Genomic DNA, 10,879 nt, shown 5'->3' on the forward strand with positions numbered 1-10,879 from the left:
TCGGTGGGCATCGTTGCCGAGAGCGCTGCGCGGCAAGATGAGCGTGTCGCTCCTGCCTGCGACGCGAAAGCGCAAGACCACGAGAGCAGTGAAAATCGTCGTTTGGGCATCGACGTCGGCCTCGACACGCGCTCCATCCCGACGCTCGATGCCCAGCCGGCCATCGTCCCGCAAAGCGACCGCCACGATGTCGCTCCGGCACAGCAGTCGCGCCAGTGGGCGGGCACGATCAACGACGAGGGTCACGGGCAGCTGCACGGCCCGTGATTCAAACGCGCCGGAAGACCAGCGTTCCGTTCGTGCCGCCGAAACCGAAGTTGTTCTTGACCGCCACCTCGATGGCAAGATCGCGCGCCGCGTTGGCGCAGTAATCGAGGTCGCACTCCGGATCCTGGTTGAAGATGTTGATCGTCGGCGGCGAGACCTGATGATGCACGGCCAGCGCGGTGAGCACCGACTCGAGCCCGCCTGCGCCGCCGAGCAGGTGGCCGGTCATCGACTTGGTGGAATTGACGACGAGCTTTTTGGCATGGGAGCCGAAGGCGAGCTTGATCGCCTCGCTCTCGTTCTTGTCGCCCAGCGGCGTCGAAGTGCCGTGGGCGTTGATGTACTGCACCTGGTCGGGATTGACGCCGGCATCCTGCAAGGCATTCAGCATGCTGCGCCGCGGCCCGTCGGTATCCGGCGCCGTCATGTGATAGGCATCGCCGCTCATACCGAAACCGGCGAGTTCGCAGTAGATGTGCGCGCCGCGTTTTTTCGCATGCTCGTATTCTTCGAGCACCATCGCGCCGGCGCCTTCGCCGAGCACGAAGCCGTCGCGGTCCTTGTCCCAGGGGCGGCTCGCCGTCGCCGGATCGTCATTGCGTGTGGAGAGCGCCTGGGCGGCAGCGAAGCCGCCCACCGCCAACGGCGTGATGGTCGATTCCGCGCCACCGCAGACCATCGCATCGGCATCGCCGTACTGGATCATGCGCAGACTGGTGCCGATCGCATGCAGCCCGGTCGTGCAGGCCGTTACCACGGCGAGGTTCGGCCCTTTGAGGCCGAGCATGATCGACAGATTGCCGGAGATCATGTTGATGATCGTGCCGGGGATGAAGAACGGCGAGATCTTGCGCGGGCCGCTGGCGAGGTAATCGTTGTGCGTGTCCTCGATCATCGGCAGGCCGCCGATGCCGGAACCGATGTTCACACCGATGCGGTGGGCATTCTCCTCGGTGACCACCAGCCCCGACTCGCGAAACGCCTGGATTCCCGCCGCCATGCCGTAATGGATGAAGACGTCCATGCGTCGCGCATCCTTCGGCGACAGGTAATCGGTGACATTGAAGCCCTTCACCTCGCCAGCGATGCGCGCCTTGAGAGCGGAGGCATCGAAGCGGGTGATCGGGCCAATGCCACTGGTTCCGGCAAGAATGGCGTTCCAGGTTTCGGCAACGTTATTGCCGACCGGCGAGACGAGTCCCAGACCGGTCACGACGACACGGCGACGCGACAAGGCTTTCTCCTGGTGGCTGCGGGGTGGTGCGGGAAAAACCCGCGGCTTACTGCTTCAGATGGTTCTTGACGTAGTCGATCGCCTGCTGGACCGTGGTGATCTTTTCGGCTTCCTCGTCGGGAATCTCGCACTCGAACTCCTCCTCGAGGGCCATCACCAGTTCGACCGTGTCGAGCGAATCGGCGCCCAGATCATCGACGAAGGACGACTCATTCTTGATATCGGCCTCGTTCACACCGAGCTGTTCGGCGACGATTTTCTTGACACGTTGTTCGATGTTGTCCATTGTGATTGCTCCTTCCCTGTGAAGGCGGGTGTTGAGAACCCGCGTAGTTTAGCAAAAAGGTGTTCTTCCTACCTCGCATCAAACCATGTACATGCCGCCATTGACATGCAGCATGGCGCCGGTGATGTAGGCGGCCTCCGGTCCGGCCAGGAAAGCGACGGCATTGGCGATGTCCTCGGCCTGTCCGAGACGGCCGAGCGGAATTTTCTGGATCAGCGCATTGCGCTGTTCTTCGGAGAGCGCGCGCGTCATCGCGGTATCGATGAAGCCGGGCGCGACACAATTGACCGTGATGTTGCGGCTGCCGAGTTCCTGCGCCAGCGAGCGCGATAGACCGGCGACACCGGCTTTGGAGGCCGCATAGTTGATCTGCCCGGGGTTGCCGGAGGCGGCGACGACCGACGAGATGTTGATGATGCGTCCGTGACGCGCCTTCATCATGCCGCGCAACACCAGCTTGGAGAGGCGAAACACCGACTTCAGGTTGGTGTCGATCACCGCGTCCCACTCCTCTTCCTTCATGCGCATCGCCAGGTTGTCGCGCGTGATGCCGGCATTGTTGACCAGGATCGTCACGGCGCCGAAACGCTTTTCGATCTCGCCGATCACCGTCTCGCAGGCGGCACCATCGGTGACGTTGAGCACCGCACCCCAGCCCGGAATGCCGGCGGCATCGAGCGCCTGCTGGATCTCTTGAGCGGCGGCTTCACTGATGTCGGCGCCGACGACGGTCGCGCCGCGGCGGCCCAGCGCCTGCACGATCGCCGCGCCGATGCCGCGCGCGGCGCCCGTGACGAAAGCAACCTGTCCTTTCAAAGCCTCATCTTGCATGATGATCATCCTTTCACGAGTGCGAGAGTGGATTCCAGCGCGGCCAGATCGTTCAGAGCCCCCCCGGCCAGACCATCGGCACAACGCTTGGTCAGGCCGGCGAGCACCTTGCCGGGTCCGCATTCGAAGACATGGCTGATGCCGGCCGCCTGCATCGCGCGCATCGTTTCGACCCAGCGCACCGGGGATGCCGCCTGACGCACCAGCGCGTCACGGATCGCGGCGGGATCGTTCACAGCCGCAACATCGACGTTGTTGATCACCGGGATCGTCGGCACACGCAACTCGATGTTCGCCAGCGCATCACGCAGGCGATCGGCGGCCGGCTGCATCAGCGCACAGTGGAACGGCGCCGAGACGGGGAGCATCACCGCGCGCTTGGCGCCGGCCGCCTTGCAGGCTTCGGCGGCACGCTCGACGGCGGCCTTGTGGCCGGCGATCACGGTCTGCTCTGGGGAGTTGAAATTGACCGCCTCGACGACCTCGCCCTCAGCGCTCACTGCACAGGCGGCCTGCACCTTGTCGGCATCGAGACCGAGGATCGCCGCCATCGCCCCCGTGCCCGCCGGCACGGCTTCCTGCATCGCCTTGGCACGCAGCTCGACGAGCGGCACGGCAGTCGCCAGATCGAGCACACCGGCGGCGACCAGCGCTGCATACTCGCCGAGGCTATGGCCGGCAAGCATGGCAGGCAGCGGCCCTCCCTTGTCCAGCCACAAGCGCCAGACGGCGATGTCGGCGGTCAGCATCAGCGGCTGGGTATTGACGGTCTGGGAAAGCTGCTCGGCCGGGCCTGCCGTGACCAGTTGCCACAGATCACGGCCGAGCGCTGCAGAGGCCTCGTCGAAGGTGGCGCGGATCACCAGATGGTCGCCGTAGGCGGCCATCATGCCGAGCGACTGGGAGCCCTGACCGGGCATCACGAATGCAAATTTCATGGCTGGTCTCTCACAAAGTCATCAGGACGGCGCCCCAGGTGAATCCGCCGCCGACGCCCTCCAGCAGTGCCGTCTCGCCAGCGCCGAGTTTGCCGCTGCGCACCGCTTCGTCGAGCGCCAGCGGGATCGAGGCGGCCGAGGTGTTGCCATGCCGATCGACGGTGACGACGACCCGCTCCGGCGGCAGATGGAGCTTCTTCGCCGTGGCCTGCATGATGCGGATGTTCGCCTGGTGCGGAATCAGCCAATCGACGTCCGCCGCCGTCTTGCCGGCTGCGGCGATCACCTCCTCGGCCACTTCGGCGAGCACCTTGACGGCGAATTTGAACACCGCCTGCCCGTCCATGCGCAGGAAAGGATCGCCGAACGGTTCGCCGCCGGAAAGATGGCCGGCGACTTGCAGGATCTTGCCGTAGCGGCCATCGGCATGCAATGCGGTGGCGAGGATGCCGGGCCGCTCGCTCGCTTCGAGCACGACCGCGCCGGCGCCATCACCGAACAGCACGCAGGTGCCGCGATCCTTCCAGTCGAGGATACGCGAGAAGGTTTCGGCTCCGACGACCAACGCGCGCCGATGCGAACCCGAACGGATGAACTTGTCCGCCACGGCGAGCGCATAGATGAAGCCGCCGCACACCGCCTGCAGGTCGAAGGCCGCGGCGCCGTTGGTCATCCCCAGCTTGTCCTGCAGGATGGTCGCGGTGCTCGGGAAGACGTAATCCGGAGTGGAGGTGGCAACGATGATCAGATCGATGTCGTTCGCTTGGCGGCCCGCCGCTTGAAGCGCGCGTTGCGAGGCGACCAGCGCCAGATCGCTGGCGGCCACGCCCGGGGGCGCCAGATGACGCATGCGGATGCCGGTGCGTTCGACGATCCACGCATCCGAGGAATCGAGGCCGTGAGCATGGATCAGCGCCGTGTTATCGACGGGCGCGCCGGGCAGATAACCACCGGTGCCGGTGATACGGGAATGGATCATCGCTCCTCTTTCTCATCAAGTAGCGGCGCAACGGGCACCGACGCCATGCGCGCCGCGATCTTTTCGGGCAGCTTCTGGCGCGCCGCCTCCGCCGCCTGTTCGAGGGCATGGCGGAAGGCGAAGCTGTCCGCCGAGCCGTGACTCTTGACCACCACCCCCTTCAAACCGAGCAGGCTCGCGCCATTGTAACGGCGCGGATCGACCCGCGTCTTGAACGCCTTGATCACCGGCAGCGCGGCCAGACCGGCCAGCCGCGTGAGCGGATTGCGCGCGAACTCCTCGCGCAAAAAGGTGCTGATCATGCGCGCGAGTCCCTCCGAGGTCTTCAGCGCGACGTTGCCGACGAAGCCGTCGCAGACGATCACATCGGCCGCGCCCATATAGATGCCGTCGCCTTCGACGTTGCCGATGAAGTTGAGCCCGCTGTCCTTGAGCAGCTCGGCAGCGCGCTTGACGGTCTCGTTGCCCTTGATGTCCTCCTCGCCGATGTTGAGCAGGCCCACCGTCGGCCGCTCCTTGTGTTCGAGCGCGGCGGCCAGCATCGCCCCCATGATGCCGAACTGCAGCAGATGTTCCGGCGCGCAATCGACGTTGGCGCCGAGATCGAGCACATAGCTGTGGCCACGCAGCGTCGGCAGCGCGGTGGCGATCGCCGGCCGGTCGATGCCGGGCAAGGTCTTGAGCACGAAGCGCGACACCGCCATCAGCGCGCCGGTGTTGCCGGCCGAGACGGCGCCATCGGCACGACCTTCCTTGACGAGGTTGGCCATCACACGCAGCGAAGAATCCTTCTTCACGCGCAGCGCGGTGGCCACCGGGTCGTGCATATCGACGACCTCGCTCGCATGCTGAATCGACCAGCGGCCGGCGAGCGCGTCATCCGCGCTTGCCAGCAAGGGGCGCAGTGCCTCCTCGCGGCCGACGAGGATCGCCGCGCAATCGGGGTCGTGGCGCAGGAATTCGAGCACGGCCGGGACGGTCACGGCAGGTCCGTGATCACCCCCCATGCAATCGACGGCCAATGTGATCGTCATTCAGCTGCGCGCCTCTGAATGAAACGGCCGGACGCTCCCACGTCCGGCCGCCTTTCCCGGAAGGGGATCACTCGCCCTTCGTCTTGATGACCTTCTTGCCGCGATAAACGCCGGAGGGCGAAATGTGATGGCGCAGATGCACCTCGCCGGTGGTCGGCTCGATGGCCAGCGGCGGCGCGGACAGGAAATCGTGCGAACGATGCATGCCGCGCTTGGACGGGGACTTCTTGTTCTGCTGAACAGCCATGATGACTCCTTTTTCGACTCAATGTTGCTTCAAACCCGCCAGCACCGCGAACGGCGACGGCGCACTGTCTTCTTCCGCTGCCGCCCCGGCAGCCAGGGGCGGCACGCAATCCGCATGACGCGGCACGATCGGCAACGCCAGCAGCACTTCCTCTTCGACCAGGGCCAAGAGCGACAACGCCGGACTGGCCTCGATCGCATCCCAGGCGTCGCTTTCCAGATCCTCTTCCGGCCAGTCGGCGCCCGGCGGGACGAGCAGCAGACGGCTGTCGATCGCGCAGTCGACCTCGACTGCCGACAGACAGCGCTGACACTGCAACTGCACCCGGCCCGTCACGGTCAGACGCAAGCCCGGCCGTGACTCACCCGCGCAGTCGAGACGGCAGCCCTCCAGCACGCAGACCAGCCAACCCTCCTGGCTCGTCATAACGTCAGCCAGCCGCGGCAACTGCGCCAGGGCAAGCCGCCCGGCGAGACGATCGCCCGTCTCGGCAAAACGCAGGCTGTCGATGACCGCCGTGGCGAAATCGGATTCTTCCCGGTACGACATAAAGGGGGCGGATGCTATCATGCCCGACCCGTTTGCGTCAAAGCTCGAAGCAGAAAAAGCCTGAAAAAACATCCGACAACCATGAGCCTGCCACGTCTCGTGCTGGCCTCGACCTCGCCCTACCGTCGCGAGCTGCTCGGCCGGCTGCATCTACCCTTCGAAACCTGCGCGCCCGCAACCGACGAAACACCGCTTGCCGGCGAGGCGCCGGCAGCGACCGCGGAGCGGCTCTCGCTCGCCAAGGCCCAGGCGGTCGTCGCGCGTTATCCGGCTGCGCTGATCATCGGCTCCGATCAGGTCGCCTACTGCGGCGACCAGCGCTTCGGCAAGCCCGGCAGCCGCGACAACGCCCGCCGGCAGTTGCGCGCGCTCTCCGGCAAGACGGCGATTTTCCATACCGGCCTGTGCCTGCTCAACAGCGCCACTGGCCGTCACCACTTGCGCGGGGTTGCCACCGAAGTGCGCTTTCGTGAGCTTTCGGATGCCGAAATCGAGCGCTACCTCGACCTGGAGGACGCGCTCAACTGCGCCGGCAGCGCGCGCTCGGAAGGCTTGGGCATCAGCCTGCTCGAATGGATGCGCAGCGACGATCCGACCGCGCTCATCGGGCTGCCGCTGATCGCACTTTGCGAGATGCTGCGTGCCGAGGGACTCGAACTGCCTTGAGCGGCACGCTGTATCTGCTGCCCACCCGCCTGGGCGAGGCGCCCTGGCCGGCCGTGCTACCCGCCGGCACGCACGAAATCGCCTGCCGGCTGCGCCATTTCGTCGTCGAAAATGCCAAGACCGCCCGCGCCGCGCTCAAATGGCTCGATCATCCCGTCCCGCTGCGCGAGATCGCCATCGAACAACTACCCGAGCCGCTCGCGCCGGCCGACATCGACCGGCTGCTCGCCCCGCTGTCACACGGCAACGACCTCGGGCTGCTGTCGGAGGCCGGTTGCCCGGGCGTGGCCGATCCCGGCGCTTTGCTCGTCCGACGCGCGCATGAACGGGGCATCCCCGTGCGGCCGCTCGTCGGGCCCTCGTCGCTGCTGCTGGCGCTGATGGCTTCGGGACTCGAAGGCCAACGCTTCGCCTTCCACGGCTATCTGCCGCAACGCGAGCCCGAGCGTTCGCAACGCATCGCCGAACTGGAGCGGGAATCGCGTCAAAAGCGCCAGACACAGCTCTTCATCGAAACGCCCTACCGCAACGCGGCCCTGCTCGAAGCGCTGATCGCCACCTGCCGGCCGGAGACAATGCTGTGCCTGGCCTGCGATCTGACCCTGCCGACCGAACACATCGTGACGCGCCGCATCAGCGAGTGGCGGTGCCGTCCTGCCCGCGCCGACTTTTACGCCAAGCGGCCGACGGTATTTCTGCTGCTCAGCGAACGCTGAAACGGGTCAGCGCAGCGCCGAACGCCGCCGCGGCATCCGCGCCGAAACGGCGCGCGAATTTCTCGGCGAAGTTCGGCTTGACCGTGTAGTCGCGCACATCCTCGGCCTTCAGCACGTCGCGGGCGACCGACTCGACGGTGCCGAAACCGTCGGCCAGCCCCAACTCGACGCTCTTGGCGCCCGTCCACATCAGCCCGGAAAACATCTCCGGCGTCTCCTTGAGCCGATCGCCGCGGCCCTTCTTCACCTCGTCGATGAACTGCCGGTGGATTTCGTCGAGCATCTGCTGCGCATGGGCCTTGTGACGTTCGTTCTGTGGTGAGAACGGATCGAGGAAGCCCTTGTTTTCGCCGGCGGTCATCAGCCGCCGCTCGATGCCGAGCTTCTCCATCGTGCCGGTGAAGCCGAAGCCGTCCATCAACACGCCGATCGAGCCGACGATGCTCGCCTTGTCGACGAAGATCTTGTCGGCGGCCGCGGCGACGTAATAACCGCCCGAGGCACAGACATCCTCGACGACGACGTAAAGCGGCTTGTCGGGGTGTTTGGCGCGCAGACGGCGAATCTCGTCGGCGATGATGCCGGCCTGCACCGGGCTGCCGCCGGGGCTGTTGATGCGCAGCACCACGCCCACCGCGCCACGGTCGTCGAATGCCGCCTGCAGCGCGCTCAAGACGTCGTCGGCATTGACGTCGCCCTTGGCCTGGATCACGCCCTGCAGGTCGATCAGCGCGGTGTGGCGCGCCGCCTTCTCTGGGCTGATGGCGCTCCAGTCGATCACTGCGGCGAGCAGGATGGCCAGATAGGCGAAACCGAGGAGCTTGAAAAAAACTCCCCAACGCCGCGCGCGCCGTTGCTCCTCAACGGCAGCCAACGCCACTTTTTCGAGCACCTTGCGTTCCCAGTTTCCGTCTTCAGCCACTTCGATCACCATCCTCGATCAGATAGACCCCGCCTGCTTCCTCGCAGACCGGCAGCGCCACGAGCCCCTGGCCGTTGCACGGCCCGGCAAGGCACTGACCACTCGCGGGATCGAACAATGCGCCATGCGTGGCGCAAATCAAGTATAGCCCGCTCGCATCGAAGAACTCACCGGGCTTCCAGTCCAGCTCGATTCCGACATGTGCGCAGCGGTTCAGATAGCCCTGCGCGCGGCCGCGAAAACGCACCACGAAGGCCGGCTGTGCCGTCTCGCCAGCGCCGATTTCGAAACGTATGCCCTGCCCGCCGTCGGAGAGCGCTTCGCTGGCACAGATCAGGCGTTTTCGCGCAGCCATCGCCTCAGGTCATCCACCGAATCGGCGCAGTAATGAAATGGCACGGCGGCGAGATCTTCATGGGAATGCGCGCCATAGCTGACCGCGACGGCGGCGGCGCCGGCATTCTGCGCCATCATCAGATCGTGTGTCGTATCGCCGATCATCAGCGTCTGCTCCGGCGCGATGCCAAAGGTCTCCATCAGTTCCAGCAACATCTGCGGGTGAGGTTTGGAATGGCATTCGTCGGCACAGCGCGTGGCATGGAAAAAGCCGTCGAGGCCGGTCTGGGCGAGCGCACGGTTAAGTCCAAGACGCGATTTGCCGGTCGCGACGCCGAGCCGGTAACCCCGCTCGGCAAGCTCCTGGACCAGCTCGGCGGCACCCGGAAACAGCGACAGCTCGTGGTCGCGCGACAGATAGTGATGCCGGTAGCGCGCCACCAGCTCGGGATAGTGCGCTTCGGGGAGATCGGGCAGGGCATGGCGCAAGGCCTCTCCCAGCCCCAGACCGATGATGTGCCGCGCGCGTTCTTCCGACGGCGCCGCCAGGCCCAGATCGCGCGCCGCTGCCTGCACGCTGGCGACGATCATCGCCGCCGAATCCATCAGCGTGCCATCCCAATCAAAGACGATCAATTCAAAGCGCTGCCGCATCCGCCAATCCGTTTCATGAAGTTTTCCAGTTCCGCCGGCAAGGGCGAAGCCAGCACCAGCCTCTCGCCGCTCACCGGATGAGGCAGCCGCAAGCTGGCCGCATGCAGGAACATGCGTTTCAGTCCCGCCTTTTGCAAGGTCTTGTTGAGCGCGAAATCGCCATATTTCTCGTCGCCGAGGATCGGAAAGCCCAGATGCGCGAGATGGACGCGGATCTGGTGAGTCCGCCCGCTCTTCAATTCGACTTCGAGCAGACTGAATTCCCCCCATGCGGTCTGAAACCGATCGACCAGGCGCACCACCGAATGCGCCGGCTTGCCTGACTCATCGACGCGCACGCGCCGCTCGCCTTCCGGGGTCAGATATTTGTGCAACGGTAGCCGGACATTGCGCAGTTTGTCGCGCCAATGGCCTTTCACCAGCGCCAGATAGCGCTTCTCGATCCCCCCTTCCCGGAACAGGTCATGCAGTTTCGTCAGCGCGCTGCGCTTCTTGCCGATCACCAGCAGGCCCGAGGTTTCACGATCGAGACGATGGGCGAGTTCGAGAAACTTCGCCTGTGGCCTAGCGCGGCGCAGCTGCTCGATGACGCCAAAATCGACCCCGCTGCCGCCATGCACGGCCACCCCCGCCGGCTTGTCGACGACGAGCAGCGCCTCGTCCTCATAGACGACCGCGAACTCCCGGGCAGGGGTGAGCCGATCGCTTCGGGGTTCCGGGACGCGCAGCGGTGGCACGCGGATCACGTCGCCCGGCACCAGACGTCGTTCGGCGCCGACCCGCCCCTTGTTCACCCGCACCTCGCCGCTTCTGAGGATGCGGTAGATGTGGCTCTTGGGCACGCCCTTGAAGGTCTTGAGCAGGAAATTGTCGATGCGCTGCCCGGCGGATTCCTCATCGACTTGAAGAAATGTGACGGATTCTTTACCCAACTCGTTCTTTCACAATATAATGCGTTGGCCTAGCCATCCGCGGATGACGTGCCCGGCGACACGAAGCGGTTCCGGGGCGCCGCCCGCCGATGTTGCCGGCAGCCCTGACGCCCGCCATTCTACGGGCCCCGGCTGCCGTCATGGGGTAGCCGCCTCCGCCTTCCTGGCCGCACGACGCACTTTACCGTCCGGCCGGCGCCGGAATCCCGTTCTGCCTTGCTGGCCCAGGTGAAGTCGCTCACCGCAAGTTGCGACCCGTAACGATATCTTTCGCGCACAGACAGGCTT

General features: G+C 65.4%; 15 protein-coding genes. 3 read left to right on the forward strand and 12 right to left on the reverse strand.

Features of this window, described 5'->3' with window-relative positions; translation table 11 throughout:
- Positions 1-3 precede the first annotated feature (3 nt).
- Positions 4-267 carry a hypothetical protein gene (locus M52SOB_RS07080; RefSeq protein ID WP_131111204.1) on the forward strand — a complete coding sequence of 88 codons (264 nt, stop codon included), beginning with the start codon at positions 4-6 and terminating at the stop codon, positions 265-267.
- A 1-nt stretch (position 268) separates the two neighbouring features.
- On the opposite strand, the gene fabF is transcribed toward M52SOB_RS07080, so the two are convergent.
- From fabF to M52SOB_RS07120, 8 genes are all read right to left on the reverse strand, one after another.
- On the reverse strand, positions 269-1,501 hold the full coding sequence (gene fabF / locus M52SOB_RS07085) for a beta-ketoacyl-ACP synthase II (protein WP_131111205.1): 1,233 nt from the start codon (positions 1,499-1,501) through the stop codon (positions 269-271).
- A 46-nt stretch (positions 1,502-1,547) separates the two neighbouring features.
- A complete protein-coding gene (acpP, locus tag M52SOB_RS07090) occupies positions 1,548-1,787 on the reverse strand; it encodes an acyl carrier protein (protein ID WP_126445509.1) in 240 nt (79 codons plus the stop codon).
- 78 nt (positions 1,788-1,865) lie between these two features.
- Positions 1,866-2,618, reverse strand: coding sequence for a 3-oxoacyl-ACP reductase FabG (gene fabG, locus M52SOB_RS07095; protein WP_131111206.1), 753 nt, complete (start codon positions 2,616-2,618; stop codon positions 1,866-1,868).
- Between the two features lie 5 nt (positions 2,619-2,623).
- On the reverse strand, positions 2,624-3,556 hold the full coding sequence (gene fabD / locus M52SOB_RS07100; RefSeq protein ID WP_131111207.1) for an ACP S-malonyltransferase: 933 nt from the start codon (positions 3,554-3,556) through the stop codon (positions 2,624-2,626).
- Between the two features lie 10 nt (positions 3,557-3,566).
- Positions 3,567-4,535: a beta-ketoacyl-ACP synthase III gene (locus tag M52SOB_RS07105; RefSeq protein WP_131111208.1), complete on the reverse strand. Its 969-nt coding sequence runs from the start codon at positions 4,533-4,535 to the stop codon at positions 3,567-3,569.
- The gene (gene plsX / locus M52SOB_RS07110; protein WP_131111209.1) at positions 4,532-5,569 is read right to left on the reverse strand and encodes a phosphate acyltransferase PlsX; all 1,038 of its coding nucleotides are present in this window, start codon (positions 5,567-5,569) and stop codon (positions 4,532-4,534) included. Before plsX ends, M52SOB_RS07105 begins: the two co-directional genes overlap by 4 nt.
- A 67-nt stretch (positions 5,570-5,636) precedes the next feature.
- The gene (gene rpmF, locus M52SOB_RS07115) at positions 5,637-5,816 is read right to left on the reverse strand and encodes a 50S ribosomal protein L32 (protein WP_131111210.1); all 180 of its coding nucleotides are present in this window, start codon (positions 5,814-5,816) and stop codon (positions 5,637-5,639) included.
- Between the two features lie 18 nt (positions 5,817-5,834).
- The gene (locus M52SOB_RS07120; protein WP_172601776.1) at positions 5,835-6,365 is read right to left on the reverse strand and encodes a YceD family protein; all 531 of its coding nucleotides are present in this window, start codon (positions 6,363-6,365) and stop codon (positions 5,835-5,837) included.
- 81 nt (positions 6,366-6,446) lie between these two features.
- Here M52SOB_RS07120 and M52SOB_RS07125 point away from each other — a divergent pair, with 81 nt between their 5' ends.
- Together M52SOB_RS07125 and M52SOB_RS07130 are read left to right on the forward strand one after the other, a co-directional pair.
- On the forward strand, positions 6,447-7,031 hold the full coding sequence (locus M52SOB_RS07125; RefSeq protein ID WP_131111212.1) for a Maf family protein: 585 nt from the start codon (positions 6,447-6,449) through the stop codon (positions 7,029-7,031).
- On the forward strand, positions 7,028-7,747 hold the full coding sequence (locus tag M52SOB_RS07130; RefSeq protein WP_131111213.1) for an SAM-dependent methyltransferase: 720 nt from the start codon (positions 7,028-7,030) through the stop codon (positions 7,745-7,747). The genes M52SOB_RS07125 and M52SOB_RS07130 overlap by 4 nt, the downstream gene beginning before the upstream one ends.
- Here M52SOB_RS07130 and M52SOB_RS07135 read toward each other — a convergent pair.
- Genes M52SOB_RS07135 through M52SOB_RS07150 form a run of 4 tightly spaced genes read right to left on the reverse strand, consistent with a single transcriptional unit; the run spans position 7,734 to position 10,591 of the window.
- On the reverse strand, positions 7,734-8,669 hold the full coding sequence (locus M52SOB_RS07135) for a S49 family peptidase (protein ID WP_431306321.1): 936 nt from the start codon (positions 8,667-8,669) through the stop codon (positions 7,734-7,736). The genes M52SOB_RS07130 and M52SOB_RS07135 overlap by 14 nt on opposite strands.
- Positions 8,662-9,024: a Rieske (2Fe-2S) protein gene (locus M52SOB_RS07140; protein ID WP_131111215.1), complete on the reverse strand. Its 363-nt coding sequence runs from the start codon at positions 9,022-9,024 to the stop codon at positions 8,662-8,664. The genes M52SOB_RS07135 and M52SOB_RS07140 overlap by 8 nt, the downstream gene beginning before the upstream one ends.
- Positions 9,003-9,659, reverse strand: a complete 657-nt coding sequence (locus M52SOB_RS07145) for an HAD-IA family hydrolase (protein WP_131111216.1) — start codon at positions 9,657-9,659, stop codon at positions 9,003-9,005. The genes M52SOB_RS07140 and M52SOB_RS07145 overlap by 22 nt, the downstream gene beginning before the upstream one ends.
- Entirely contained in the window at positions 9,638-10,591 is a 954-nt protein-coding gene (locus M52SOB_RS07150) for an RluA family pseudouridine synthase (RefSeq protein ID WP_131111217.1), read from the reverse strand. The genes M52SOB_RS07145 and M52SOB_RS07150 overlap by 22 nt, the downstream gene beginning before the upstream one ends.
- Between the last annotated feature and the right edge of the window lie 288 nt (positions 10,592-10,879).

It is taken from the genome of Sulfuricystis thermophila, from assembly GCF_004323595.1.
GTDB lineage: Bacteria > Pseudomonadota > Gammaproteobacteria > Burkholderiales > Rhodocyclaceae > Sulfuricystis > Sulfuricystis thermophila.